This window comes from Nocardioides sp. CF8, assembly GCF_000389985.1.
In the GTDB taxonomy this organism is placed as follows: Bacteria; Actinomycetota; Actinomycetes; order Propionibacteriales; family Nocardioidaceae; genus Nocardioides; species Nocardioides allogilvus.
In genome coordinates, this window is sequence record NZ_CM001852.1 from 19,351 (window position 1) to 44,423 (window position 25,073).

Genomic DNA, 25,073 nt, shown 5'->3' on the forward strand with positions numbered 1-25,073 from the left:
GCGGGCGGGCGGGGGGCGTAGCGCGCGGTCTCGGGGTCGATCGGGTCGGAGGGGATCGCGTGCACGTCGCTGGGCAGGTCGTCGGGCAGGTCGGCCCGGATCGCGGGGATCTCGCCGGTGTCGCCCGAGCGGTGGCCGCGGAAACCGCGGCTGCGCGTGGCGCCGCCACTGCTCAGGCGGCGCGGCAGGTCGGCGGCCGCGCCGACGAGCAGCGGCTCGAGCGCGGGCTCGGGCGCCGAGGTCACGACCTCGGCGACGATGCAGGTGACGTTGTCGCTGCTGCCCGCCTCGAGGCTGGCGCGGACCAGCTCGACGGCGGCGAAGTCGGGGGTGCCGGTGCGCAGGATGTCGGCCATCCGGTCGTCGGTCAGGAAGCCGCTGGCACCGTCGCTGCAGACGAACAGCCGGTCGCCGACCTGGACGGGCAGCTCGAAGAGGTCGGGCTCCTCGTGCCGGATGCCGTCGACGGCCTTGAGGATGAGGTTGCGGTGCGGGTGGGTCCGCGACTGCTCCTCGGTGATGCGCCCCTCGTCGATCAGGCTCTGGACGAAGGTGTGGTCGTGGGTGAGCTGACGCAGCTCGCCGTCGCGCAGGAGGTAGGCCCGGCTGTCGCCGAGGTGGCCGACCGCGACCTTGGCGCCGTCGAAGAGCAGCACGGAGGCGGTGGTGCTGGTGCCGTTGAGCGCCCGGTCCTCGTCGATGATCTCGGCGATGCGGTCGTTGGCGCGGTGCATGGCGCCGGCCACCTGGCCGAGGAGGTCCTCGCTGGGCGCGTTGTCGAGCTTGCGCAGCACCTGGACGGCGGTGGCGGAGGCCAGGTCACCACGCACGGCGCCGCCGACGCCGTCACAGACGGTCAGCAGCCACGGCCCGGCGTAGCCGGAGTCCTGGTTGTCCTTCCGGATCCGACCGACGTCGGAGTAGGCCGAGAACTGGAGGAAGAGCTTCTCCGGGACGGTCATCGGCCCTACTTCCGCAGCTCGAGGATGGTCTTGCCGATCCGCACCTGGATGCCCAGGCCGATGGTGGTGGGCTGGGTGATCCGGACCGACCCGACGTAGGTGCCGTTGGTGGAGCCGAGGTCCTCCACGAACCACTCGTCACCGCTCGCGGCCACCCGGGCGTGCCGGGTGGAGACGTAGTCGTCGTCGAGCTTGATCGCCGCGTCGCTGCCGCGCCCGATCAGCAAGGGGGCGTCGGCCAGCTCGGCGCGGGCGCCGGTGTTGTCGCCCTCGACGACGATCAGGTGGGTGGGCGAGCCGCGGCGCTTGGTCGGCGCCTTGGTCTTGCTCTTGCCGCGCGCCGGGGCGGCGCCGCGGGCCGTCTCCGGGACGCGCGCGCCGAACATGTCGGAGCGGATCACCGAGACCGCCGAGAGCACGAAGATCCACAGGATCGCCAGGTAGGCGAAGCGGATCAGGAACAAGGTCAGCTCGGACACGGCTCAGGCCTCTCCATCGATACGGACCGTCATCGTCGTGCGACCGATCCGGACCTCTGTGCCGTCGCGCAGGGCAGCCCGCGCGACCTTGGTGCCGTTGACGAGCATGCCGTTGGTGGAGCCGAGGTCGATGACCTCGAGGTCGTCGCCGTTGACGATGAACTCCACGTGCTGGCGGCTCACGCCCGGGTCGTTGATCCGCAGGTCGGCCTCGGTGCCGCGCCCGACCACGAGGCCGGGGGCCCGCAGGGGGTGCTTGCTGCCGTTGACCTCGAGGACCGCGCGCGCCGACCGGGTGCGGGTGCGCTGGTCGTTGTCGGTGACCTGCGCCTCGGCCTGGCTGCGGATGCGGAAGCGGCCGGTGGTCAGGTCGTCGGCGGCCTCGAAGTCGACGCTGACCGGACCGGTGAAGACATAGCCCTGCGAGTCGGCGTGGTCCTCGAGCTGGTCGATCAGGTCGCGGCCCATCGCGTCGTCATAGCCCTGGAGCCGCTCGAGGTCGACGGCCGAGAGCTCCACGTGGAAGGTGTTGGGCACCAGGCGCCGGTCGCGGCTGAGGATCTGGGCGTTGTTGTCGCACTCGCGCTGCAGGGCGGCGGCGATCTCGACGGGCTGGACGGCGCTGCGGAAGGCGCGCGCGAAGGCACCGGAGATCAGCTGCTCCAGCTTGTGCTCGAAGCGTTGCAAGCCGTTCACGTCCAGCGCCTCCTCTCTGGTTTCAGGGGTGTTGAGGGGTGTTGCCGGGGCACACCACACCAACGGCCGTAGCGGTGATGCGGTCGTGCAGGTGTCGCCGATCGTACTGTCCGCCTCTGCGGCCACACCCTCGGGCAGGCGGCGCGCCCCGGATCGGTTTGCCCGGAGTCCCCGTCCGATTGGGAGTGTCCGGTGGCCTTGGGATAGCCTGTGCACCGCTTCTTTGCGCGAGTGGCGGAACGGCAGACGCGCTGGCTTCAGGTGCCAGTGTCCGAAAGGGCGTGGGGGTTCAAATCCCCCCTCGCGCACACATAGACGAAGGCCCCGGTCACCCGGGGCCTTCGTGCATTTCAGTCCATCACTCCCGTGTGAAGTCCGGGATCGCGTCGAGATCGATCGCGGACCAGCGGCCCCGGTTGCGGTAGGGCTTGAGGCAGCCGCCCTGGGCGCCTTGGGCGCGGAAGCCGGCGAGGTCGCCCGCTTCGTACGTCGAGTGGTAGCCCGTCGGCCCCGGCGGGCGGTCGCCCGGGTGCATGACCTGGATGTTGTCCGCGAAGTGCTCGAGCCCGAACGCGTGCCCCAGCTCGTGGACCAGCACCAGCCCCATCGGCTCGGTGGTCGGATCGTCGAAGGTGAACGGGTACGTGGCGGCGTACGCCATGTTCATCGTCACGCCCGGACGCCGGATGTCCAGCACGACCTTGTTGTTGGACCTGCGCCGCGCGGGCTTGAGGTCGCCGGGGCCGCCGAGGCCGACGGCCTGCACCAGGTCGGGGTAGTCGCTCTGGTGCGACCACGCGATGACCATGTCGGTGCCCTTCTGGTAGGGCTGGCGCGAGGCGGGCACGGAGGTGGTGGTGCCGACGTACTTCGTCTCGAAGCCGGTCGCCCGCTCGAGCAGCTCGACCGCGGCCTGGGTGAAGGGGATGACGCCCTCACCGGCGTAGCCGGGGTTGATGCGGTACTTGATCGTCCGGCAGGGGTCCCACTGGAAGTTGATGCCCTCGTAGCTCATCCGGAGGTAGGACGAGGTCGAGCCGCGAGGGACCCAGGGCACCGCGATCTTGAACTTCTTCGCCTTGAACGCCCTGGCGCGGTCACGCCGGGTCTGCGGCAGCCAGACGCGCAGCTTGTGGGTGCCGTACCAGTCGAGGTCGCCCGTGATCGAGAACGTGCCCTTCTTCTTCGTCCTGACCTTGTCGATCGTGTGCCAGCCGTCGGCCCACTTGACCTGCAGCCGCACCGAGCGCCCCTTGCGGCCGCTCGCCTTGCCCTTGATCGCATAGCCGGACGCCCCGGCCGTCCAGGAGGTCGTGCCGTAGCTGACCTTCCCCTTGGTCCTGGCCTTGCCCGCGTGGGCGGGCGGGCCGACGAAGCTGGTGAGCACGAGGCTCAGCACGGCGACGAGGGCGAGCGCGCTGAGGCGCTTGCGGTGAGTCATGGATCCCCCAGGTGTTGGCGTGGCTACCATGGTGTCCCACGGGGAGCGGCCCGCACACCCCTTCGTTGGCAGCCCCCGGATACTGGGAGACATGTCCAGCGACCTCGATGCCCCGCTCGACGTCCTCGTCCGCGCCCCGCAGCCCGGTGCCGAGGACCTGTCCGAGCCGTTGCGGTCGCGGTGGAGCCCGAGCGTGTACGACGACGCGCACACGCTCACCCGCGCCGAGATCGACCAGCTGCTGCACGCCGCGCAGTGGGCGCCCTCGGCCGGCAACTCGCAGCCGTGGGTGTTCTTCGTCTGCGAGCGTGGCTCGGCCAACCACGACCGGCTGGTGCCGCACCTGAGCCGGGGCAACTCCGGCTGGGTGCCCCGCGCCTCGGTGGTGTTCGTCACCGCCGCCCACGTGCTCACCGGCAACGACGCCGACGCGCCCGCCTACAGCGACTACGCCCTCTACGACGTGGGGCAGGCCGCCGCCCACCTCACCCTGCAGGCGCGGTCGATGGGGCTGCACTCCCACCAGTTCGCCGGCTTCGACCACGAGGCGCTCGCCGCCGACCTCGGCCTCCCGGCCACCCACGTGCTGCTCACCGGCATCGCGGTGGGCGTCCAGGGCGACCCCGCGTCGGTGGACGAGCGCACCGCCGCCCGCGACGAGCGACCGCGTGAGCGACGCGGCCTCGACGAGATCGCGCGGGCCGGCACGTTCCTCGAGCCCTGGGCCTGACCAATCCTCTTTCCCCGCCACGACGAAGGACCGACGTGACCACCATCAAGGACTTCTCTGCCCGCGCCATCGACGGCTCCGAGACCGACCTGTCGGCGTACGACGGTCAGGTGGTGCTCGTCGTGAACACCGCCTCCAAGTGCGGCTTCACACCGCAGTACAAGGGCCTGCAGGAGCTGCAGGACAAGTACGGCCCCGACGGGTTCACCGTCCTGGGCTTCCCGTGCGACCAGTTCGGCCACCAGGAGCCGGCGGCCGAGGACGAGATCGCGTCGTTCTGCGAGCGCAACTTCGGCGTCGACTTCCCGCTGTTCGCGAAGATCGAGGTCAACGGCAAGGGCGCGCACCCGCTCTACAAGTGGCTGCGCAAGCAGAAGGGCGGCCTGCTCGGCGGCCGGGTCAACTGGAACTTCACGAAGTTCCTGGTCGGCCGCGACGGCACCGTGATCTCGCGCTACTCGCCCACGACCGAGCCGGCCAAGCTGGCCGAGGAGATCGAGAAGGCGCTGTAGTCAGACCACCAGGTCGGCGTACTGCTCGTGGCGCTCGATGTAGCCCTTGATGAAGGGGCACAGCGGGCGGACCTTGAGGCCCTGCTCGCGCACCGAGTCGAGGGCGAAGACAGCGAGCTTGCTGCCCAGGCCCTGGCCGTCGTAGGTCTTCTCGACGACGGTGTGCGGCATCGTGGCCACGCCGTCGGCGATGGTGCGCTCGGCGAAGCCGGCGACCTCGTCGCCGACGAGGATCTCGAAGCGGCCGGCGTCGGCGTTGTCCCGGAAGCTGATCTCGGCAGGAGTCGTCATGGGATCGAGCCTAGGTGACTTGCCCGTAACCCTCGCGTGGGAGGAGGGTTTGACCATGGCCGCCACAGCTTCGTCCTACTCGATCACCATGCGGCTGCACACCGCGCCCGACCACGGGGTCGTCGGCACCGTTGCCACGACCATCGCCGAGGGCGGGGGAGTCGTCACCGCGATCGACGTCGCGGAGTCGCGCCACGACCGGCTGGTCGTCGACGTGACCTGCTCGGCGTCCGACCAGGGCCACTCCGAGGACCTCGTGCGCGCGGTCGAGGGGATCGCGGGTGTCGAGGTCCACAAGGTCTCCGACCGCACCTTCCTGCTCCACATCGGCGGCAAGATCAAGGTCGAGTCGAAGGTGCCGCTGCGCACCCGCGACGACCTCTCGATGGCCTACACCCCCGGCGTCGGCCGCGTCTCGATGGCGATCCACGACAACCCCGAGGACGTGCGCCGGCTGACGATCAAGGGCAACTCGGTCGCGGTCGTCACCGACGGTTCGGCGGTGCTCGGGCTCGGCAACATCGGCCCCGGCGCGGCGCTCCCGGTGATGGAGGGCAAGGCCGCGCTGTTCAAGCGCTTCGCCGACATCGACGCGTGGCCGATCTGCCTGGCCTCGCAGGACACCGACGAGATCGTGCGCGCCGTCGAGATGATCGCGCCCGGCTTCGGCGGCATCAACCTCGAGGACATCGCGGCCCCCCGCTGCTTCGAGATCGAGCGGCGGCTGCGCGAGTCGCTCGACATCCCGGTCTTCCACGACGACCAGCACGGCACCGCGATCGTCGTCCTGGCCGCGCTGACCAATGCCCTGCGCTGCGTGAAGAAGACGCTGCCCACCGTGCGTATCGTGGTCTCGGGCGCAGGTGCGGCCGGTACGGCGATCGTGACCCTGCTGCTCGCGGCCGGGGCCCACGACGTGGTGGTCGTGGACCGCGCCGGCGCGCTCGCGGCCGGGGACGACACCCTGCCGCCCGCCCAGGCCGAGCTAGCGCTCGCCACCAACCCGCGTGCGACCACCGGTTCGCTGCAGGAGGTGCTGGTCGGGGCCGACGTCTTCATCGGGGTGAGCGCACCCGGCATCCTTGCCCCGGAGTGGATCGCGGACATGGCCCCCGACTCCGTCGTGTTCGCGTTGGCCAACCCTGACCCGGAGGTCGACCCCGCAGCGGCCGCGAAGTACGCCGCGGTCGTGGCGAGCGGCCGCTCCGACTACCCCAACCAGATCAACAACGTGCTCGCCTTCCCCGGCGTCTTCCGAGGACTGCTCGACGCCCGCGCCGAGGACGTCACCGTCGACATGCTGCTGCGCGCCGCCGAGGCGCTCGCGAAGATCGTCAGCGACGAGGAGCTCAACGCCTCCTTCATCATCCCCAGCGTCTTCCACCCCGACGTCGCCAAGCGCGTCGCTGCCGCGATCAGCGGCAAGGAGGTCTGAGCAGCCGCTTCGTCGGACGTCGAGCGGGACGTCCGACGACCCGGTGGTCAGGGCAGCCGCTTCGTCGGACGTCGTGCAGGGCCTCAGGTCGTACGGCGCAGGCGGGCCCACAGCCGCGCCATGAGGCCCGGCTCCGTCGAGGGCGCGAAGCGCGACTCGCCGAGGTTGATCCCGTCCGTGCCGTTGGCGGTCACCTTGGGCACCGGAATCACGATGCCGTCCTTCCCGTTCGCACGCACGCCCTGCATCAGCTGGTGGAGGTCCTGCCCGAACGGCTTGGTCATCCTCGGAGGCTACGCCTGGGCCGCCCGACCGTGCTGGATCCTCGGCACCAGGCGGGGGACGATCCAGCACGGTCGTCGGTGAAAACTTCTCGGAGGGCTGTCGTATCCGCCCGACCCCGTTCGTGGAACCAGTGACACCAACCCACGAACCCGGTGAGGACACCTGATGAGCACCGACACCACCCCGGACACCCAGGCCCCGGCCGCCACGAGGCGCGAGTGGATCGGCCTGGCCGTCCTCACGCTGCCCACCCTGCTGATCTCGATCGACGTCAGCGTCCTGTACGTCGCGTTGCCGACGCTGAGTCGTGAGCTCGGCGCCACCAGCACTCAGCAGCTGTGGATCCTGGACATCTACTCCTTCCTGCTCGCGGGACTGCTCGTCACCATGGGCGGTCTCGCCGACCGCATCGGCAGCCGCCGGCTCCTGCTCGTCGGCGGGGTCGCGTTCGGTGCGACGTCCGTGCTGGCGGCGTACGCACAGACACCCGAGATGCTGATCGCGGCGCGGGCGCTGCTCGGGGTCGCGGGCGCGACGCTGATGCCCTCGACGATGGCGCTGATCCGCCACATGTTCCAGCGACCGGAGCAGATGGGGCAGGCGATCAGCATCTGGCTGGCCTGCTTCATGGGCGGGATGACCGCCGGCCCGATCGTCGGCGGCGCCCTGCTCGAGCGCTTCTGGTGGGGCTCGGCGTTCCTGATCGGGGTGCCGGTGATGGCGCTGATGGTGCTCGTCGCGCCGCGGCTGCTGCCCGACTCGCCCCGCAGCGGCGGGCACGCCCTGCCCGACGGCGCGTCGGTGGTGCTCTCGCTCCTGACCCTGCTGCCCGGCGTCTACGGCCTCAAGGAGCTCGCCCGCGGCGAGCACGTCGCCACCGCCGTCGCCGGTCTCGTCGTGGCCGCCGTCGCCGGCACCGTCTTCGTCCGCCGCCAGCGTCGCCTGGCCGACCCGCTCGTCGACCTCGCGCTCTTCGAGGACCGTCGCTTCACCGTCGGCCTGGCCACCTTCCTGGTCACCGGCGTCGTGATGGCCGGCGTGTCCTACGCCGCCGCGATCTACCTCCAGAGCGTCGTGGGCCTCTCCCCGCTGCAGGTCGGCGCCTGGCTGGTCCCGCAGAACCTTGTGATGCTCGCCGGCACCCTGCTCTCGCCGCGCCTCGACCTGCGCTTCGACACCGTGCGACTCGTCGTCGGCGGGCTGCTGGTCGCCGGCTCCGGGCTGCTGCTGCTCGGCCTGCTCGACACCGACTCGCTGGGGCTGCACCTCGTCGCGATGGTGCTGGCCGCGGGTGGCGTGAGCGTGCCGATGTCGCTGGTGATGAACCTGATCATGGGCGCCACCCCGCCCGAGCGCGCCGGCTCGGCCGCCTCCCTGGCCGAGACCTGCGGCGAGCTCGGCATCGCCCTCGGTGTCGCCACCATCGGCACCCTGGTCACTGCGGTCTACCGCGGACTGCTGCCCGGCATGCTCCCGGCGGGCGCCTCCACCGGCTCGGTCGAGACCGCCGCGGAGGGCGTCAGCGCTGCCCCCGCCGCCGCTGCCCAGTCGCCCGAGCTCGCCGGCCAGATCGTGTACGCCGCCCAGTCGGCCTTCACCGACGGCTACAACGTCGTCGGGGTGCTCGGTGGACTCGCGCTCATCGGCACCGCCCTCGCCGCCCGCCGGGTGCTGGGCGATCGCGCGAGCGCCGTACCCACCTCGACGCCGGACGTCGCGCGCGACCTCGAGCCCGTCGCGGCCTGACCCTGTCGACCCGGCACTCGACGTGCCGGGTCGGGGCGGCTACTCACAACTGGGGATCTTCTCGACGCCGGACGACGGGGTCCGTGGCCGGGACTAGCGTCGAACGGTCGTGTCGGAGCTCAGCGAACGGGGAGAGCAGATGCAGAGCAATCAGGTCCACGTGTGCCTGGAGACGCCGGAGGCGCCGACGCACGGCGCCGTGTTCGCGGACGGGACGCGCTGGGTCTGCCAGTGCGGCGCCAACTACGTCTACCGCCAGGGCTTCAACCGGGCCGGCTTCGCGGAGATGGACTGGTGGCCGGCTCCCGCCGTCGCCGTACCCCAGCAGCGCAAGGGGCACCGGTCGTTGCGGGACCGCCTGACCCACTCCCGCGAGGGCTGAGGAGGCTCAGCCCGCGCGCGAGGAGACCAGCGCCGCGCCGATGATGCCCGCCTTGTTGCGCAGCGTCGCCGGCACGATCGGGGTCTCGATGTCGATCAGCGGGCCGAACCGGTCGAAGCTCTTGCTGACACCGCCGCCGACGACGATCAGCTCGGGGGAGAAGAGCCGCTCCACGGTGCGGTAGTAGGTCGTCAGCCGCTCGGCCCAGACGGGATAGCTGAGCGACTCGTTCTCCCGCGCGCTGTTGGCCGCCCGCGACTCCGCGTCGTGGCCGTCGATCTCGAGGTGGCCGAGCTCGGAGTTGGGCACGAGCACGCCGTTGTGGATCAGGGCGGAACCGATCCCGGTCCCGAGGGTCGTCACGATGACCAGCCCGCGCTGACCCTTCGCGGCGCCGAACTCCACCTCCGCCAGCCCGGCAGCGTCCGCGTCGTTGACGACGTGGACCTCACGGCCCAGCGCCGCGGTGAAGATGGCGTCGGCGTCGGCGCCGATCCACGCCGGGTCGATGTTGGCGGCCGAGTGGACGACGCCGCGGCGGACGACGCCCGGCACCGTGACACCGATGGCGGAGTCGGACGAGGGGAAGCGGGCCACGAGCTCCTCGAAGACCTTGGCCACCGCGTCGGGCGTGGCCGGCTTGGGCGTGTCGATCTTCTCGCGGTCCGAGGCGAAGTCGCCGGCGCCGAGGTCGACGGCGGCCGCCTTGATGCCGGTGCCGCCGAAGTCGATGCCGATCGGGTGCTCACTGCGCTTGCTCATGCACCTACCTTGCCCGACGTCGCGCGCCCAGCGTCAGCGCGCCACGAACTCCAGGAGCCGTTCATAGAGCTGCTCGGCGTCGGCGGGCTGGAACTCGGCCGGCAACGAGGGGTCGTTGAACAGGTGTCCCGAACCGTCGTAGGTGAAGACCTCGACTTCCCCTCCTGCGGCCTTGACATCGCTGCGGAACTCGGCCGCAATCTCCGGACCGTCGTCGAACGGGTCGTCGCGGGTGGCATGGGTCTGGGCCGGGACACCGGGCGGCCAGCTCGCCTCGACGTACTGCATCGGGAGCGCCCCGCCGACCAGCACGACGCCGCGGACGTCGCCCGGTCGCTGGGCGGCGCTCCACTCCGCGAGCGCGCAGCCAGCGGAGAAGCCGACCGTGACGAACGGGCCGGAGACGTCGTCGAAAGCGGCCGTGGCAACGGCGTGGAGATGCTCGGCGGACAGCGACCGCTGATGGTCGAGGGCGGGCGCGGTGTCGTCGAAGGTGCGCCCCTCGAGGACGTCGACGACGCGCACGTCGTGACCGGCGGCGCGGAGCCGCTCGGCCGTGTCGGTGATCCCGGCGCGCACGCCGAGCACGGATGGGAAGAGCAGGACGGTGACCATGTCGGGCACGCTAGAGGGGCCCACCGACAGCGCCGACAAATCAGGCGACGATGTCGGCGCCCTCTGCCACCGTGGAGGCATGCCCACCACGCTCACCCTCGCCGCGCACCTCGAGGGCCTGCGCGCGGCCCTGCTCGCGCTGGTGAGGTACGTCGATCGCGCCGGCCTCGCAGCGCCGGTGCCCACCACCCCCGACTGGACCGTACGGCGACTGGTGGCCCACGAGGGGATGGTCCACCGGTGGGCCGCGGCGGTGGTGACGGGGTCCGAGCAGGCGCCGGACCGCTGGGAGCAGGAGGGCCGGGAGGCACCCGACCCACTGGAGTGGCTGCGCGACGGGGCGATCGAGGTGGTGACCGCGATCAGCCAGGCCCCCGACGACCTCGACACGCTGGTGTTCCTGGCCGACGCGCCCGCGCCGCGGCACTTCTGGGCGAGGCGGCAGTGCCACGAGACGACCATCCACGCGATCGACGCGCTGTCCGCCGCGCTGGGGCGCTATCCCGTCGCCGGCGACGTGACCTGGATCAGCACCGAGGTCGCCCTCGACGGGATCGACGAGCTGTTGGGCGGCTTCCTGCCCCGCCCGGTCACACGCCTGCGGTCCGAGGCTGGGCAGCGCATCGCCGTACGACCCGACGAGGGGAGCGGCGGCTGGCTCGTCGAGCTCAGCGCGGCCCCGCCCGTCACCACCCGCTTCACCGGGGCGGCACCGGAGGCCGACGTCGACCTCACGGGATCTGCGGTCGCGCTCTACCTGACGCTGTGGAACCGCAGCGACGAGGCCACTCCCGCCGCCGGACCGGGCGGCGGGTGGGACGAGTGGCGCGACAGCGCCCAGGTGGTCTGGTGAGCGAGGAGCACAGACCCTTGCCAGAGTGGTTTACAAATCGTATGGTTCTGTAAATCAGCTCTGCAGAAGGAAGGTCAGTTCAATGAGCCTCAGCGACTCCATGAGCGGAACGATCCCCGAGGGTTCGACCGACGGTTGGAAGGACTCGAAGCGCTACCTGTGGCTCATCGGCCTCGTGGTGCCGAGCCTGGCCCTCGTGGCGATCCTCGGCTACGCCTCGACCGGCTGGGGAGCGTGGCTGTGGCTGGGTCCGATCGTCATCCTGGTCGTCGTCCCCGCGATCGACCTCATGACCGGCCTCGACCGGTCCAACCCGCCCGACGACGTGATCGAGGCCCTCGAGGCCGATCGCTACTACCGCTGGGTGACCTACCTCTTCCTGCCGATCCAGTACCTCGGGTTCGTCGGCGCGATGACGATCGTGGCGGGCCACAACCCGATCGCCTGGGTCCTCGACCTGGTCGGACTGACAGCGTTCGCGCAGGAGAACCTGCCGGCGGCGTTCACCGGCGCGCTGACCCTCTCCGTGCTCGACAAGCTCGCGCTGGCGATCTCGATCGGCTGCATCGGCGGCATCGGCATCAACACCGCCCACGAGCTCGGCCACAAGAAGGAGGCCAACGAGCGCTGGCTTTCGAAGATCGCGCTGGCGCAGGTCGCCTACGGCCACTTCTACATCGAGCACAACCGCGGCCACCACGTCCGCGTCGCGACGCCCGAGGACCCCGCCAGCAGCCGGCTGGGCGAGAACTTCTACCAGTTCTGGCCGCGCACTGTCCTCGGCTCGCTGAAGTCCGCCTGGCACCTGGAGAAGCGTCGCTACGCGCGCAAGAAGCAGCACCCGTTCCGCCCCGGCAACGACGTGCTCAACGCCTGGGTCATGACCCTCGTGCTGTGGGGTGTGCTGATCGCCTGGCTGGGCATCGAGATCGCGCCGTACCTCCTCATCCAAGCGGTCATCGGCTTCTCGCTGCTCGAGGTCGTCAACTTCATGGAGCACTACGGCATGCTGCGCCAGAAGGTCGGCACCGGTGAGCGCCAGCGATACGAGCGGGTCCTGCCCAGCCACAGCTGGAACTCCAACAACATCGCCACCAACGTGCTGCTCTACCACCTGCAGCGCCACAGCGACCACCACGCCAACCCGACCCGGCGCTACCAGGCGCTGCGCGACTTCGAGGAGTCGCCGGTGCTGCCGACCGGATACGCCGGGATGATCGTCCTGGCCATCGTCCCGGCCGTATGGCGCCGCGTGATGGACCACCGGGTCGTCGACCACTTCGGTGGCGACGTGAGCCTGGCCAACATCCAGCCGGGCAAGCGCGACAAGTACATCGCGCGGTACGCCACGGACATGCCGGCCAAGGAGTCGACCGTGCGTGAGGACGTGACGCCCGGTCTGCTGGTCGACGAGGTGCTCGCGGCCCGCTGCCCCGGCTGCTCCTACGTCTACGAGGTCGCCGCCGGCGACGAGCACGAAGGCTTCGCCGCCGGCACCGCGTGGGCCGACATCCCGGCCGACTGGTGCTGCCCCGACTGCGGGGTCCGCGAGAAGGCCGACTTCGTCCCGTTCGACCCGAGCAAGGCGGTGGCGTGATGAGGATCGAGGTCGACCGCGACACGTGCGAGGGCATCGGCATGTGCGAGTCGATGGCCCACCGGTTCTTCGAGGTCGACGACGACGAGGTGATGCACGTGCTCGACGCCAACCCGGCCGAGGCTGACCGCAAGGAGGTCGCCGCGGCGGTGGCCTCCTGTCCGGTGCAGGCACTGAGTCTCGTTGACTGACCTGGCGGTCCCTACACTTCTCCGCATGGCCGTTCCGAGTGGTCTCGAGGTTGCGACGCTGCGTCAGCGCATGGTGGCGGCTGCCGTCGAGATGACGACCACCGAGGGCTGGGCCCACGTGACGATGTCGCGGCTGGCTCAGTCGGTCGGCGTCAGTCGGCAGACGGTCTACAACGAGATCGGCACCAAGAACGCGCTCGCCGAGGCGATGATCCTCGCCGAGCTCGAGAACTTCCTGGCCGTCGTCACGCATGCCTTCGACACCCACCCCGACGACCTCCCCGAGGCGGTGGAGGCGGCGATCCTGGGCGTGCTGGAGCTCGCCCAGGACAACACGCTGCTGCGCGCGGTGGTCTCGGCGACGCACGGCGCCGACACCGAGCTGCTGCCGTTGCTGACCACGCACTCCACCCAGCTGCTCGAGCTGGCCAAGGCCGTGGTCGGCGAGCGCGTCGGCGCCTACCGCCCGGACCTGACGGAGCGCGAGCTCGACGGGGCCATCGACATGGTCGTCCGGGTCGTCCTCAGCCACGTCATGCAGCCCAGCGGCACCCCGGCCCGCACCGCCGCCAGCCTCGGCTTCGTCGCCCGCCGCGTCCTCGAGGGCTAGGCGCTGCGGCGTTCCACGCGGGGTTCCAGGGTCCGCTCGCCCGACCGGGCCTGCGCAGCCTCGACGGCCGCGCGGAAGCCGGCCACGATGTAGGGCGGCACCCGCAGGCCCTTCTCCTGCGCCCAGAGCAGCTCACGCTCGACCCGGGCGATCGACTCGGCGAAGCTGTCCAGGTCGTCGGGGATGCCGAGCGTGAGCATCAGGTCACCGAAGTCGGCGAGCTGCTCGGGGTTGTTGACGCCGACCGGCGAGAAGGAGATGGTGCGCAGGCGGCGTACGAGCCAACGCTGCCAGGGAGCCAGTTGCGTGGCGAGGCCCTGCGCGGACATCTTGTAGAAGGCGTAGTGGCCCGGCTCCTGGCGGCGGATCGGCGCGACGATGGTGTCGCTGACCGCGGTCTCGCCGAGCTCGCGGACACCGTCGTGGAGCAGGTTGTAGGCCAGCACCGCGGAGCGCTCGGTGGCCAGGCCGGTGAGGTAGTAGAGCATCCGGGTGACGTCCTGGAGCTTGTCGATGCGCCCCAGTGCGCCGAGCACCTTGATCTTCGCCGAGACCGAGTCGGTGTCGGGGGACGCAGGCGGCCGGCCGATGCGCGTCTGCAGCTCGTCGAGGATCAGGCCGTGCCGGATCTCCTGCGGCTGCCAGACGTCGGCGTAGAACCGGCGGTCGACCTCCGGCGGGTCGGGCAGCATCGTCATCAGCTCGAGCACGTTGCGGTCGACCTCGAGCTCGACGCGCGCCATGTAGTCGAGGACGTGGCCGAACCGTGCGGAGAAGGTCTCGGGGTCGCGGACGGTGTAGTCGACGCTGGCGAGATCGATCGGGGGGTGCTCGGCGCCGAGCTTCTCGACATGCTCCGCGAGTCTGGCCTCGAGCGGGCGGGGGCGAGTCACGGATTCATTCTATTCTCAAGCACGTGATGACTTCGGCGCCCGCGGGCCAACGGATGGGTACGGCGGGCGGCCGGGCCGTCATCGCGGCCGCTGTGCTCGGCTCCGGCATGACCTGGCTCGACGGCAGTGTGGTCAACGTCGCACTGCGCACCATCGGTGAGGACCTCGATGCGTCCCTCGCCCAGCTGCAGTGGATCAACAACGGCTACCTCGTCTCGCTGGCCGCGCTGATCCTGCTCGGCGGGTCGCTCGGCGACCGGCTGGGCCGCCGCCGGATGTTCGTCGTCGGCACTACCTGGTTCGCGCTCGCGAGCGCCCTGTGCGGTCTGGCGCCCAACGCGGAGACCCTGATCGTGGCCCGGATCCTGCAGGGGGTGGGTGGTGCGCTGCTGACGCCGGGCAGCCTGGCGATGATCCAGGGTGCGTTCGTGCCCGGGGACCGCGCCCGGGCCATCGGTGCGTGGTCGGGCCTGGGTGGCGTGGCTGCGGCCATCGGTCCCTTCGTCGGCGGCGTGCTCGTCGACCACGCGTCGTGGCGCTGGATATTCCTGATCAACCTCCCGATCGCGGTCGTGACCGTCGTGATCGCCTGGCGCTCGGTGCCGGAGACCCGCGACCCGACGGCGACCGGCACCTTCGACGTGATGGGAGCGGTGCTCGCCTCGCTGGCGCTGGGCGGCGTCACCTACGCCCTCATCGACTGGGGCAGCGGCGGCGCGGTGTGGGCCGGGGCAGCGGGGCTGATCGCCGCCGTCGCGTTCCTGCTCCTGGAGCGCAGCGAGCCCCAGCCGATGATGCCGCTGGGCCTCTACCGCGACCGCACCTTCAGTGCCTCCAACGCGATGACCCTCCTGGTCTACGCGGCCCTCGGCGCGATGTCGTTCTTCCTCGTCCTGCAGCTGCAGACCGTCACCGGCTACAGCGCGCTCGAGGCCGGCCTGGCGACCATGCCGATCACCCTGTGCATGCTCTTCCTGGCGGCGAAGGGGGGAGCGCTCGGCACCCGCATCGGCCCGCGGATCCCGATGAGTGTCGGACCGCTGGTGATGGCGCTCGGCACGATCCTCGTCGTGGGCGTCGACGCGCAGTCCAGCTACTGGCTGCACATCCTCCCCGGGGTCACCGTCTTCGGCCTCGGGCTGGCGCTGATGGTCGCCCCGCTGACCGCCACGGTGCTGGCCGCGGCCCCCGATGACAAGGCCGGCATCGCCAGCGGGATCAACAACGCCGTCGCACGCGCCGGCTCCCTGATGGCCGTCGCGGCCCTGCCGACCGCGGTCGGGTTGTCCGGGGACGAGTACGCCGATCCGCGCGTCTTCGCAGCGGCGTACCCGAACGCCATGCTGGCGTGTGCTGCGCTGCTCGCGCTCGGGGGCGTCGTGTCCTGGCTGACGATCCCGAAGCGGCTACCGGACTGAACCGGCCCGACGTGGGTCAGACGCGTTCGAGGACCCAGGCCGACTGGTCACCGCGCGATGACTCGTTGAGCTCGAGTGACCGCTTGGCCCAAGCAGCGATCTCGGCCTTGCTGAAGGGCGAGTCCGCCTCGGAGACCATGTGGCTGTTCGGCGCCATGAGCGGGATGCCTCGTCGCACCTGCTCGCTCGCCCAGAACTGCGACGCCGTGGAGTCGTCGCGCGTCTTCACGACGCGGAGTCCGACCCGCTCGGCCAGTGCATCGACGCCGGCTCGCGATGGGATCGACACGTGCCGGGGCGCGTCCAGGCCGTAGTAGTCGGCGCCGTAGATCTCGTAGGCCTCACTAGACACCGTCGGCATCCGAACCAGGATCTGGCCCCCGGGAGCGAGCTTGGTCATGGCCAGCTTGAGGCTGGTCGCAGGATCGGGGACGTGCTCGAGGCTGTGGTGGAACATGATCAGGTCGAAGGTGTCCTCGACGTCGGCGAGGTCCCGGCGCAAGAGCTGGGCGCCGTTGTCGAAATGCCGGTCGGCGGGGGCGAACGGGTCCACCCCGACGGGTTTGCGAACGCCGGCAAGGGCGAGGGCGTAGATCATGATCCCCGATCCGCAACCGACATCGAGGACCCGCGTCTGCTTGCCCAGGGGAAGGCCCGCGGCGGCGATGCTGTGCAGGACCGAGACATAGCTGTAGAACTGGCGCATCCGAACGACCCGCTGCGCGGCCGATGCCCGACGCGATGATCCGAAGAGGACCGATTGGGCGACCTGTCCGGCGAACTGCCGCACCCCCGGTCGTCCCAGGGCGTGCGCGGGATCGACGTCGACGGAGTAGTAGTCCTGCGGGTAGTAGCGGCCCAGGTCGTCGGGGACGTCGACCTGCGAGACGCTGCCGCAACTGGAGCACGTGACGTAGGTGAAACGCTCGTCCCAGCCGAACATCATCTCCGCGACCTCGACCGGCCCAGCGGCACTGGTGCTGGTGCAGAATTGGCAAGCGGATGTGTCCGACATCGTGACTCCTCAGGTTATTTGCCGCGACTCTAGTCGGGCTGATCGGTGCAGCTGGCCGAAGGCCTCGATGCCCGCTGTGCCCACCACTTCGAGGAGCTCGCCGCGACCGCAGCCGAGGTCGAGCACCAGCGCGTGGCGTCGTCGACGAACGGCGACCGCTCGCGCAACGCGGTCAGCTCGCGGGTGACATCGGCAGTCAGCGCGGTGAGGTGCGCGGCGTGGTCGCGGCCTGCTTCATGCTCTCGCCCATGGCCTCTTCGAGCCGGGCCAGACGTTCAGAGACGGCCTCGTCGGACGTGCCTTGGAATGCCTGACGGGGCCGTGGCCGGCTGTCGCTGATGAACTAGGATCGCTGCCCATGGAATCAACAGTACGGGGGACTGCACGGATCGAAGACGCTGATCCGATGCACGGCTGCACCATCGTTGCGCGCAACTACCTCGCCCAGGCGCAGGTGCTCGTGGCCAGCTTCCGCAAGCACCACCCGGACGGCACGTTCGACGTCCTCCTGGTCGACGATCCCAGCACTGACCGCCCCTCGGTCACCGGTGCGGACGTCGTGCTGATCGACGAGATCGGGGTTGACCCCGACGTCCTGGACGCCATGTCCGGGGCCTATCGCCTGATCGAGCTCGCCACCGCGCTGAAGCCGTGGATGCTGCGCTCGCTGCTCAACCGTGGCTACGACCACGCGATCTACTATGACCCCGACATCTCCATCGAGCGCCGGATCTCCGAACTGCCCGGCCTGGCCCGCGACCACTCAGTCGTGCTGACCCCGCACCTCACCGAGCCGATGCCGCGCGACGGCAGCCGGCCCTCCGAGCAGGACATTCTGCTCTCGGGCACCTACAACCTCGGCTTCGTCGCGGTTGGGGACACGCCCGACGGCCGCGCGATGCTGGACTGGTGGCTCGAGCGCCTCGCCACCGACTCGATCGCCGACGTTGCGAGGGGTTACTTCACCGACCAGAAGTCGATGGACATGGTGCCCGGCCTGTTCGACCACCACATCGTCCACGACCCGTCGTGGAACGCCGCCTACTGGAACCTCGCGACACGTCCGCTGTCCCGGGACGAGACCGGCCTCAAGGTCGGCGGGCGCGCGCCCACGTTCTTCCACTTCTCCGGCTACTCCCCGGAGCTGCCGCACCTCGTCAGCAAGCACCAGGGCCCCGAACCGCGGCTGCTGATCAGCCAGGACCCGCTCCTGCGGGAACTGTGCGACGACTACGGCTCGCGGCTCCGCGAGGCCGGCTTCTCCAGTCGCCAGGAGGGTTTCGTCCCCCCCTTCTCGGTCCGAGACGGCGTGACGATGAGTCCGCTCATCCGCCGCCTCGTGCGCGAAGAGATCAGCGGGCGTCGCGTCCGAGCCGCTGCCCCGGAGGACCCGGTGCTCGCCATCGGCGGCGTGCCCGGACTCCCGCTGCCCGAGTGGCTCGCGGCACCCGTCCAGTCTCGCTCCATCGGCGGTCTCGGCCGGCTGATGACCGAGGTCTACACGATCCGCCCCGACCTCCAGCAGGTCTTCCCCGACCTGCCCACCGGCGACGTCACTCCGTTGCTCGACTGGGCGGAGACCTACGGCGCCGACGAGATGGGCATTCCCGCCGCGACGATCGCCCTGGAGCGGGCGCGGGTGGCGAGCACCAGCTATGCGCCGTACCTCGCCCAGCCGGAGCAGGCCGAGGGCAAGCGCAAGCGCATCCACGGCGTCGAGGCGGTCGGCTACTTCACCGCCGACCTCGGCCTCGGCGAGTCCGGACGTCAGTTCGTCGCCGCACTCGAGCAGCGCGGAGTGTCGGTCTCGACCTCGACGTACAGCCGCACCATCAGCCGCCGCAGCGCGCCGTGGACCGACCGGCCCCAGCCCGACGGCGTGCGTCACGACACGGCCCTGCTGTGCGTCAACGCCGACCAGCTGCCGGTGCTCGTGGACGACCTGCCGGAGGAGCTGCTCAAGCGGCGCTACCGCATCGGGCTGTGGTTCTGGGAGCTCGACGACTTCCCGGTGCAGATGCAGCCGTCGATCGAGCTGCTCGACGAGGTGTGGGTCACCAGTGAGTTCAACGCCGAGGCGATCCGCCCGCACACCGACAAGCCCGTCACCGTGGTGCCGCACCCGGCGCACGCAGCCGAGGCGTCCTCGGTGCGGATCCCCGAGATCGCCGACACCGGCCGCTTCACCTTCCTCTTCGTCTTCGACTTCCTCAGCGTGGCCGAGCGCAAGAACCCGGTCGGCCTCGTGGAAGCCTTCATCAAGGCCTTCCCCGAGCCCGGTCGCGCCCAGCTCGTGATCAAGTCGATCAACGGCTCCAAGCGGATGGCCGACGTGGAGAAGCTGCGGTACGTCGTCGCCGACCGCCCCGACATCACGCTGATCGAGCGCTACCTTGCCCGCGAGGAGCTGGACGGCCTGATGAGCAGCTCGGACTGCTACGTCAGCCTGCACCGGTCGGAGGGCTTCGGGCAGACGCTGGCCGAGACGATGGCCATCGGCAAGCCGGTGATCGCCACAGGCTACTCAGGCAACCTCACGTTCATGAACGACGAGAACAGCTATCTCGTGCGGCACAAGAGCGTCAGGGTGCCCAAGGGCTGCGACCCCTACCCGACGACGGCGAGCTGGGCCGACCCCGACCTCGACCACGCCGCCGAGCTGATGCGCGAGGTGATGGCCGACCCCGAGGGCGCTGCCCGTCGCGGCGAGGCCGCTCGTGCACACATCGCCGCCGAGTTCTCCACCGAGGCGCTGGCGCGCGTCGCCGGCGCCCGCCTCGACGAGATCTGGGCCGAGCGCGATGCTCGCCGAACGCGCCGCAAGGCACGTGCTGACGCGCGCACGTCCCGGAAGCAGGCCGATGGCGTGGACGGGGCCGACCAGACCCCGACCGAGCTGATCACCTCAGGGCTGAAGAAGGTCCGCACGACCACGGCGCGGGGGCTACGCGCGGCCAAGCGTCAGACCAGGTAGCCACGGTTCAGGGCGACGCGCAGTCCGTCGAGGGTGCGCTTCATCCCGATCGGCATCGAGGTGGCGGCGAGCTGGTCGAGGTGGGGCAGGACCCGGCTGCGCAGTCGCAGGTCGCTGGCCTGGAACCGCGACGTGGCCGACGAGCCATGCACGACCAACGGCTTGCGCTTGAGGATCCGCTGCAGCTCGGCCAGCACGAACGAGATCGACGTGGCGTCGGGACCGGCCATCACCTTGAGCCACTGCTGACTCGGCTGCGTCCGCGCCTGAGCCTGCAGTGACGTCAACCCGACGACGACCATCTGCGCACAGTCAGGGGCGAACAGGTAGTTGCGGACCGTGTCGAGCGGGACGTAGATCAAGATCGGCTCGCGGCGCAGCTGGGCCTTGCACACGTGCGAGATCAGGCCTTGAGACTTGCTGAGGTCCTGACCGGGGCCGTAGAGGTTCGCGATCCGCCCGACGAGCACGTTGGCGCCGGTCCGCGTCGACCAGTCGCGCAGGAGCGTCTCGAGCGCCAGCTTGGCGTGGCCGTACGGCGCCAGCGGCCGCGGTTCGCTGAACTCGTCGAAGGGCGCACCCGAGGAGCCGGCGTACACACCGCCGGCGGAGGAGGCGAGGAAGACGGCGCCACGGCTGTCGGCACCGTGCTCGGTGAGGGCGTCGAGGGTGGCGCGGAAGACGCTGACCTCGGCGTCGAGCTGCTCGGTCGACGTACCAGTGACTCCGACGCCCGCGCACCAGGCGAGCTGCCACTCGCGGCCCTCGGCCCGAGCCATGAAGTCGGCCGCCGCCCGGGTCAGGTCGTGTCGTGCATCGGCCGGGTCCGCCCACCGGATGGGCCCGGGACTGAAGACCTCGACCCCGCGCGTGCGGGCCGCCGTCACGACCTCCGACCCGAGCAGGCCGCCCGCGCCGATGACCCAGATCAGCCGCCGGTGCTCAGGACTCACGGGCTGGGGCAACAGGCTCGGCCGCGGGTGCGCCGATCGGCCTTCTCGACCAAGGACCGTGCGCGGGGTCGTTGCCGATGTAGTAGAGCGGTCGACCCATCGCCATGTTGACCGCAACGCCGACATATTCGGCGACCACACCCAGGGCGAAGAGGATCGCGCCGACGCCGAGGCAGAGCATGACCATCATTGAGGCCCAGCCGCGTTCGTTGGTCCCGCCGAGGAGGGTGCCGACGAGCGCATAGATCGCCAGCGCGACACCGAAGGCGGCGAACGTGACGCCCATCAGCGAGACCAGGCGCAGACCGCGGGTGCCCGACGAGAGCACCAGGCGCCAGAAGTGGGACAGCAGGGTGCGCCCGGAGTAGCCGGACGGTCGGTCGCCCTCGGTGCGCAGCTCGACCGGGCAGGTGGCGACGCGAGCCGTCACCCAGCTCATCGCGATGTCGAGGTAGACGCCGGCCCCGGCATACGCCGCGACGGATCGACCGACCTCGCCGAGCACGAAGCGGTAGCTCTGGAAGCTGCCGACCGGGGTCTTGGGTGCCAGGCTGGCGACCAGTCGCTTGGAGGTGCGTGACGCGATGTTGCGCATGAAGCCGTGCGGCGGCTCGTTGGTCGGGTCGGCGTAGACGACGGCCGCCCGCTCGAGCATCGCCACGTCGAGGAACCGCGGGATGGCGCTGGGGTCGTGCTGGCCGTCCTCGTCCATCGTGACGATCCAGTCGGAGCCGGACGACGCCATCCCGGCGAGGGTCGCGGCGTGCTGGCCGAAGTTGCGGCTCAACCACAGGGCGCGCACCTGGTCGAAGCGCTCGGCGAGCTCGCGGATGACGACGTCGGAGTCGTCGGGGCCGGCGTCATGAACGAGGAGCACCTCGGTCACCGTGAGGAGGTGACCGTCGGGGGTCTGCACGGAGTCGAAGAACGGTGCGAGCTCGGCGACGACGCCCTCGAGCGTCGAGGCGCCGCGGTAGACGGGGATCACGACGGACACGGTGTGACCGAGGTCGCGTCCGATCTGGTCAGTCACGGCGGCGACGCTATCACTCACGTTCGCCGCTCTCCCGGCCGCTCGAGCCCGCCTTCTCGGCCTCCGACGTGTCGAGCGGGAAGGCGAGCACGGGGTCGTTGATGACCAAGTTGATCAGACTGATGGAGGTGACGCCGCTGGCCGTCAGTCCGACCTCGGACGCCCCGGGAGCCATGTCCAGCTTCCGGTCCACCGCCAGACCGTCGACCCCGACGATGACCTCCTCGACGCCTCCGTCCGGCCAGGTGATGCGGACGGGCGTGGGGCCGGTGGCGCCGTCGGCCCGCAGGGTGAACGTCAGGCGCACGGGGGTGTCCCGGACCCGCTGGCTGAGCAGGTCGAGCCCGATGGCCGGTCCCTTGCCCGGTAGAACCACAGAGCCCTCGGGGTCGACGAAGGGCGGGTTGAAGTCCTGCTGCCAGTAGTACATCGGCGGATTGACGAGGTGGTTGCCGACGTTGTCCAACCACTTCCGCGAGCGCTCGTCCTCGACGTCGGCCACGAAGTCGCCCAGGTCGAAGAAGGCGAAGCGTCCGTCCGGGCTCTCGACGGGATCGACGCCGACCAGGCGGGAGATGTCGCCCTCCAGGACGGAGGTGTCGTGGCTCGGGTAGCCGAACCGGTCGATGTGGATGCCACCGAAGCCGGCGGCGGCCAGCGCCACCACCAACCGGTCGGTCGGCAGCTGCGACGCCACCGTGGCCCAGTCGCCCTTGGGTCGACCCTTGAGGCCGCCGTAGGTCCACCGCATGTCCGTGGAGTGGAGGTACGGCCGCATGAGCTCGTAGTCCTCCATGTCGTTCACCGGCAGCGACTCGGGGAACGCGACAGCGGGGAGCTGGTAGACCATGGTGTCGGCCGGGACCCGGCTCTCGATGTCGGCGACGTAGGCCTTGTCGTTGTCCCATCGTGCCTGCTCGTCGCCGATCAGGGCCCAGGTCTTGGGTGCCACCTGGTCGAAGAGGCCACCGCCCAGGAGCGCGAGGGCCAGCACCGGCGCGACGAGGACGGCGAGCCGACCGCGGTCGGCGACCCGGCGGCGTACCCACCCGGTGCCGTGGTCGAGCGAGATCGCGACGACGCTCAACGAGATCAGCATCAAGAACATCACGATCCGGTTCCAGGCGCGGATGTCCGGCGAGATCAGCAGGGCGAAGATCGTGGCCAGGCCGCCGACCATGCCGAAGGCGAAGCCGATCCAGGCGAACAGTGACAGCGACGAGATGCGTCGGCTCGGCCACCAGTCGCCGCGGCGACCGCGGATGAGCAGGATGATCGGCAGGGCGAGCAGCACGACGAACCCGAGGGCGGCGACGACGCCCAGGGCCGCGCGCTCACCCGGCAGCGGGAAGGTCTCGTCGTAGGTGAATCGCCAGGCACCCAGGTCGCCGATGCGGTTCCAGTGGACGGGGAAGATCAACGAGGTGAACTTCAAGCCGTAGAGCTCCGCCTCCAGTGGCGCGCGCGCGAAGGCGGCCGGGCTGTCCAGGTTTGACCTGGCCCAGAGGATGTCCGGGGCCATGTTCATGAGCATCACGACCACGATCGAGACGGCCGCACCGATGCCACCGATGGCGTCGCGCCAGCGACGCTCGAAGCCGGCGACCAGGATCGCGAAACCCAGGAACAGCAGCCCGAAGACGGCGTAGTAGCTCGATGTGGTCCCGACGAGCGCTGCGATGAGGAGCGTTCCGAGCGTGGTGGCGCTCAGCCACGTGATCGGGTTGCGCGCGCTGCCGCCAGCTCGTCGCGCCCACACCGGGCGGCCCAGCATCACGGCCATGCTCAGGGACAGCGCGAGCGGCACCGTGAAGTACATCGACAACGACAGGTGCGGCAGGCCGTGCATGAAGTGGTACGGCGCGAACGCGAACAGCACCCCCACGACGAAGGCTGAGAGCCGCGAGACACCCAGTCGCCGCAAGAACCACGCCCCCGCGACGGCGGCGGCGGGATAGGTGAGGAGGTAGGCGAGGTTGTAGGCCACCGACCACTGATCGGTGAACATGCCCAGCACCCGCGCGACGGCGAACTGCAGGTTGTCAGCCAGCGGGAATGCGTGCATGACCTGGCCGTGCGGGGCACCCAGCGCCGGGTTGATCTCGTACCAGCCGTTCTCCAGCGTGCCCTTGAACTGCGAGCCGCCGGAGAGCGCGTCACTGCGGTAGAACAGCGGTAGTTCCCACGAGCGGTCGAAGAGGCCGGTTGCCCAGATGGCGCCGAGGAATGTCGCGACGGCGAGTCCGAGGTAGTAGCCCAGGCCGGCCAGCAGCCGGCCGATCACGGTGCGGTCCAGGGAACGCTTCACGGGGCCACCATCCGGCGCCGCCAGCGGATGTAGGCCGCACGGCGCGCAAGGGACATCACGCGTGCCCGCGCATTGCCGACCCGGACGTCGCTGCGCGTGACCTCGGTGGGGTAGAGGTCGCCGTACGCACGATGGACGGCCGCTGCTTGTCGGGCTTGGGACGCGGCGAGCGCCACGCTCCACTGGGTGTCGCTGAGGCGGAACGAGGCGAGGGTGCCGGGCACCGCCAGGAGGTCGCCGTGTCGGAGGACGTGCATGTAGGTCGCCTGGTCGATGAGGTAGGGCTGGGCGCCGTCCCAGCCGCCGACGGACGCGAGGCTGTCACGGCGGACCAGCACGCACGCCGGCTCGCCGAGGAGGTTGGTCCCGGATCTCACCAACGCCTTGATCGCGGTGATCCCGGGGACGAGCCCGGTCAGGGAGCCGAGGCCGCGGCTCTCCATCAGCGGATCGCCGACCGCGTCGATCAGGCTGCGGCGCGAGGCCGCGAGCACGGCCGTGGGGTGGGACTGCAGCGCCGCGACCTGCTTCTCGAGGGCGTCGGGAGCGAGCAGGTCGTCGCCGCAGACGAGCTTGATGTAGCGGCCGGTGGCCTGCGCGGTCACGGCGTTCCAGTTGGCGGGTGCGCCGCCGCCGCTGGGGCAGCGGGTCAGCGTGATCCGCGGATCGGTGTAGCCCTCGAGGAGCTCCCACGTGCCGTCCGTCGACGAGTGATCGGAGACCAGGAGCTCGAAGTCGGTGAACGTCTGCGCGAGGACGGAGTCGATGGTCGCCACGATGTAGGCGGCGTTCTGGTAGGACGGCACCACGACCGAAACTGTTGGCGTTGCTGCGTCGCTCACACAAGCTCCATCGTCAGGGCGGTCACCGGGTCGCCAAGGGCAGAGGGCAT

At 70.4% G+C, this 25,073-nt stretch carries 25 protein-coding genes and 1 tRNA gene; 12 read left to right on the forward strand and 14 right to left on the reverse strand.

All coding sequences use genetic code 11. From position 1 onward, the window contains the following. From CF8_RS00100 to CF8_RS22225, 3 genes are all read right to left on the reverse strand, one after another. The coding region (locus CF8_RS00100) for a PP2C family protein-serine/threonine phosphatase (RefSeq protein ID WP_051204076.1) at positions 1-962 on the reverse strand (962 nt) is incomplete at its 3' end. A 5-nt stretch (positions 963-967) separates the two neighbouring features. Next, positions 968-1,441 (reverse strand): FHA domain-containing protein FhaB/FipA, encoded by a 474-nt coding sequence (locus CF8_RS00105; protein ID WP_010831112.1) that lies wholly within the window; start codon positions 1,439-1,441, stop codon positions 968-970. Between the two features lie 3 nt (positions 1,442-1,444). Beyond that, complete coding sequence (locus tag CF8_RS22225) at positions 1,445-2,137, reverse strand: FhaA domain-containing protein (protein WP_010831113.1); 693 nt, start codon at positions 2,135-2,137, stop codon at positions 1,445-1,447. A gap of 225 nt (positions 2,138-2,362) precedes the next feature. On the opposite strand from CF8_RS22225, the gene CF8_RS00115 reads away from it, so the two are divergent. Next, positions 2,363-2,445 (forward strand) — tRNA-Leu (locus tag CF8_RS00115). A gap of 50 nt (positions 2,446-2,495) precedes the next feature. On the opposite strand, the gene CF8_RS00120 is transcribed toward CF8_RS00115, so the two are convergent. After that, positions 2,496-3,578, reverse strand: a complete 1,083-nt coding sequence (locus CF8_RS00120) for a hypothetical protein (protein ID WP_010831114.1) — start codon at positions 3,576-3,578, stop codon at positions 2,496-2,498. A 91-nt stretch (positions 3,579-3,669) separates the two neighbouring features. Here CF8_RS00120 and CF8_RS00125 point away from each other — a divergent pair, with 91 nt between their 5' ends. Together CF8_RS00125 and CF8_RS00130 are read left to right on the forward strand one after the other, a co-directional pair. Continuing rightward, positions 3,670-4,308, forward strand: coding sequence for a nitroreductase family protein (locus CF8_RS00125; protein ID WP_010831115.1), 639 nt, complete (start codon positions 3,670-3,672; stop codon positions 4,306-4,308). A gap of 35 nt (positions 4,309-4,343) precedes the next feature. Beyond that, the gene (locus CF8_RS00130) at positions 4,344-4,820 is read left to right on the forward strand and encodes a glutathione peroxidase (protein ID WP_010831116.1); all 477 of its coding nucleotides are present in this window, start codon (positions 4,344-4,346) and stop codon (positions 4,818-4,820) included. On the opposite strand, the gene CF8_RS00135 is transcribed toward CF8_RS00130, so the two are convergent. Then, positions 4,821-5,111: a GNAT family N-acetyltransferase gene (locus CF8_RS00135; protein ID WP_010831117.1), complete on the reverse strand. Its 291-nt coding sequence runs from the start codon at positions 5,109-5,111 to the stop codon at positions 4,821-4,823. Positions 5,112-5,166: 55 nt separating this feature from the next. Here CF8_RS00135 and CF8_RS00140 point away from each other — a divergent pair, with 55 nt between their 5' ends. After that, positions 5,167-6,546 carry an NAD-dependent malic enzyme gene (locus CF8_RS00140; RefSeq protein ID WP_010831118.1) on the forward strand — a complete coding sequence of 460 codons (1,380 nt, stop codon included), beginning with the start codon at positions 5,167-5,169 and terminating at the stop codon, positions 6,544-6,546. A gap of 83 nt (positions 6,547-6,629) precedes the next feature. Here the strand turns inward: CF8_RS00140 and CF8_RS00145 are convergent, their stop codons facing one another. Continuing rightward, a complete protein-coding gene (locus CF8_RS00145; RefSeq protein WP_036489891.1) occupies positions 6,630-6,830 on the reverse strand; it encodes a hypothetical protein in 201 nt (66 codons plus the stop codon). A 166-nt stretch (positions 6,831-6,996) separates the two neighbouring features. Between CF8_RS00145 and CF8_RS00150 the strand changes: the two genes are divergently transcribed. Continuing rightward, positions 6,997-8,577: an MFS transporter gene (locus CF8_RS00150; RefSeq protein ID WP_010831119.1), complete on the forward strand. Its 1,581-nt coding sequence runs from the start codon at positions 6,997-6,999 to the stop codon at positions 8,575-8,577. 139 nt (positions 8,578-8,716) lie between these two features. Continuing rightward, entirely contained in the window at positions 8,717-8,959 is a 243-nt protein-coding gene (locus CF8_RS00155) for a hypothetical protein (protein WP_156887110.1), read from the forward strand. Between the two features lie 6 nt (positions 8,960-8,965). Here CF8_RS00155 and ppgK read toward each other — a convergent pair whose 3' ends face one another. Both ppgK and CF8_RS00165 read right to left on the reverse strand, forming a co-directional pair. Further along, a complete protein-coding gene (gene ppgK, locus CF8_RS00160; protein WP_010831121.1) occupies positions 8,966-9,721 on the reverse strand; it encodes a polyphosphate--glucose phosphotransferase in 756 nt (251 codons plus the stop codon). Between the two features lie 33 nt (positions 9,722-9,754). Further along, entirely contained in the window at positions 9,755-10,417 is a 663-nt protein-coding gene (locus CF8_RS00165; protein ID WP_084622729.1) for a dienelactone hydrolase family protein, read from the reverse strand. Here CF8_RS00165 and CF8_RS00170 point away from each other — a divergent pair. The 4 genes from CF8_RS00170 (at position 10,416) to CF8_RS00185 (ending at position 13,587) form a co-directional block, all read left to right on the forward strand. Further along, a complete protein-coding gene (locus CF8_RS00170; protein WP_010831123.1) occupies positions 10,416-11,189 on the forward strand; it encodes a maleylpyruvate isomerase family mycothiol-dependent enzyme in 774 nt (257 codons plus the stop codon). The two genes, CF8_RS00165 and CF8_RS00170, sit on opposite strands and share 2 nt — an antisense overlap. A gap of 82 nt (positions 11,190-11,271) precedes the next feature. Next, positions 11,272-12,786, forward strand: coding sequence for a fatty acid desaturase (locus CF8_RS23580; protein WP_010831124.1), 1,515 nt, complete (start codon positions 11,272-11,274; stop codon positions 12,784-12,786). Next, a complete protein-coding gene (locus CF8_RS00180; protein WP_036489893.1) occupies positions 12,786-12,977 on the forward strand; it encodes a ferredoxin in 192 nt (63 codons plus the stop codon). Before CF8_RS23580 ends, CF8_RS00180 begins: the two co-directional genes overlap by 1 nt. A 25-nt stretch (positions 12,978-13,002) precedes the next feature. Then, entirely contained in the window at positions 13,003-13,587 is a 585-nt protein-coding gene (locus CF8_RS00185) for a TetR family transcriptional regulator (RefSeq protein WP_010831125.1), read from the forward strand. Here CF8_RS00185 and CF8_RS00190 read toward each other — a convergent pair. After that, positions 13,584-14,480 carry a hypothetical protein gene (locus CF8_RS00190; RefSeq protein ID WP_010831126.1) on the reverse strand — a complete coding sequence of 299 codons (897 nt, stop codon included), beginning with the start codon at positions 14,478-14,480 and terminating at the stop codon, positions 13,584-13,586. The two genes, CF8_RS00185 and CF8_RS00190, sit on opposite strands and share 4 nt — an antisense overlap. 26 nt (positions 14,481-14,506) lie before the next feature. Between CF8_RS00190 and CF8_RS00195 the strand changes: the two genes are divergently transcribed. After that, positions 14,507-15,898, forward strand: a complete 1,392-nt coding sequence (locus CF8_RS00195; protein WP_036489894.1) for an MFS transporter — start codon at positions 14,507-14,509, stop codon at positions 15,896-15,898. Positions 15,899-15,914: 16 nt separating this feature from the next. Here CF8_RS00195 and CF8_RS00200 read toward each other — a convergent pair whose 3' ends face one another. Continuing rightward, positions 15,915-16,913 (reverse strand): class I SAM-dependent methyltransferase, encoded by a 999-nt coding sequence (locus CF8_RS00200; protein WP_010831128.1) that lies wholly within the window; start codon positions 16,911-16,913, stop codon positions 15,915-15,917. A 406-nt stretch (positions 16,914-17,319) separates the two neighbouring features. Between CF8_RS00200 and CF8_RS00205 the strand changes: the two genes are divergently transcribed. Next, positions 17,320-19,887 carry a glycosyltransferase gene (locus tag CF8_RS00205; RefSeq protein ID WP_010831129.1) on the forward strand — a complete coding sequence of 856 codons (2,568 nt, stop codon included), beginning with the start codon at positions 17,320-17,322 and terminating at the stop codon, positions 19,885-19,887. On the opposite strand, the gene CF8_RS00210 is transcribed toward CF8_RS00205, so the two are convergent. The 4 genes from CF8_RS00210 to CF8_RS00225 are packed head-to-tail and all read right to left on the reverse strand — an operon-like array spanning position 19,875 to position 25,023. Next, on the reverse strand, positions 19,875-20,840 hold the full coding sequence (locus CF8_RS00210; protein WP_010831130.1) for an NAD-dependent epimerase/dehydratase family protein: 966 nt from the start codon (positions 20,838-20,840) through the stop codon (positions 19,875-19,877). The genes CF8_RS00205 and CF8_RS00210 overlap by 13 nt on opposite strands. After that, entirely contained in the window at positions 20,830-21,873 is a 1,044-nt protein-coding gene (locus CF8_RS00215) for a glycosyltransferase (RefSeq protein ID WP_010831131.1), read from the reverse strand. The genes CF8_RS00210 and CF8_RS00215 overlap by 11 nt, the downstream gene beginning before the upstream one ends. 13 nt (positions 21,874-21,886) lie before the next feature. Further along, the gene (locus tag CF8_RS00220) at positions 21,887-24,181 is read right to left on the reverse strand and encodes a hypothetical protein (RefSeq protein ID WP_010831132.1); all 2,295 of its coding nucleotides are present in this window, start codon (positions 24,179-24,181) and stop codon (positions 21,887-21,889) included. Beyond that, positions 24,178-25,023, reverse strand: a complete 846-nt coding sequence (locus CF8_RS00225; RefSeq protein ID WP_036489896.1) for a glycosyltransferase family 2 protein — start codon at positions 25,021-25,023, stop codon at positions 24,178-24,180. The genes CF8_RS00220 and CF8_RS00225 overlap by 4 nt, the downstream gene beginning before the upstream one ends. Positions 25,024-25,073 lie beyond the last annotated feature (50 nt).

Bases quoted from the DNA above. Each gene is read 5' to 3' on its own strand.
- CF8_RS00120 (WP_010831114.1), bottom strand. From the start codon at position 3,578: ATGACTCACCGCAAGCGCCTCAGCGCGCTCGCCCTCGTCGCCGTGCTG.
- CF8_RS00125 (WP_010831115.1), top strand. From the start codon at position 3,670: ATGTCCAGCGACCTCGATGCCCCGCTCGACGTCCTCGTCCGCGCCCCG.
- CF8_RS00135 (WP_010831117.1), bottom strand. From the start codon at position 5,111: ATGACGACTCCTGCCGAGATCAGCTTCCGGGACAACGCCGACGCCGGC.
- CF8_RS00140 (WP_010831118.1), top strand. From the start codon at position 5,167: ATGGCCGCCACAGCTTCGTCCTACTCGATCACCATGCGGCTGCACACC.
- CF8_RS00145 (WP_036489891.1), bottom strand. From the start codon at position 6,830: ATGACCAAGCCGTTCGGGCAGGACCTCCACCAGCTGATGCAGGGCGTG.
- CF8_RS00150 (WP_010831119.1), top strand. From the start codon at position 6,997: ATGAGCACCGACACCACCCCGGACACCCAGGCCCCGGCCGCCACGAGG.
- CF8_RS00155 (WP_156887110.1), top strand. From the start codon at position 8,717: ATGCAGAGCAATCAGGTCCACGTGTGCCTGGAGACGCCGGAGGCGCCG.
- ppgK (WP_010831121.1), bottom strand. From the start codon at position 9,721: ATGAGCAAGCGCAGTGAGCACCCGATCGGCATCGACTTCGGCGGCACC.
- CF8_RS00170 (WP_010831123.1), top strand. From the start codon at position 10,416: ATGCCCACCACGCTCACCCTCGCCGCGCACCTCGAGGGCCTGCGCGCG.
- CF8_RS00165 (WP_084622729.1), bottom strand. From the start codon at position 10,417: ATGCCTCCACGGTGGCAGAGGGCGCCGACATCGTCGCCTGATTTGTCG.
- CF8_RS23580 (WP_010831124.1), top strand. From the start codon at position 11,272: ATGAGCCTCAGCGACTCCATGAGCGGAACGATCCCCGAGGGTTCGACC.
- CF8_RS00180 (WP_036489893.1), top strand. From the start codon at position 12,786: ATGAGGATCGAGGTCGACCGCGACACGTGCGAGGGCATCGGCATGTGC.
- CF8_RS00185 (WP_010831125.1), top strand. From the start codon at position 13,003: ATGGCCGTTCCGAGTGGTCTCGAGGTTGCGACGCTGCGTCAGCGCATG.
- CF8_RS00195 (WP_036489894.1), top strand. From the start codon at position 14,507: ATGACTTCGGCGCCCGCGGGCCAACGGATGGGTACGGCGGGCGGCCGG.
- CF8_RS00200 (WP_010831128.1), bottom strand. From the start codon at position 16,913: ATGTCGGACACATCCGCTTGCCAATTCTGCACCAGCACCAGTGCCGCT.
- CF8_RS00205 (WP_010831129.1), top strand. From the start codon at position 17,320: ATGCACGGCTGCACCATCGTTGCGCGCAACTACCTCGCCCAGGCGCAG.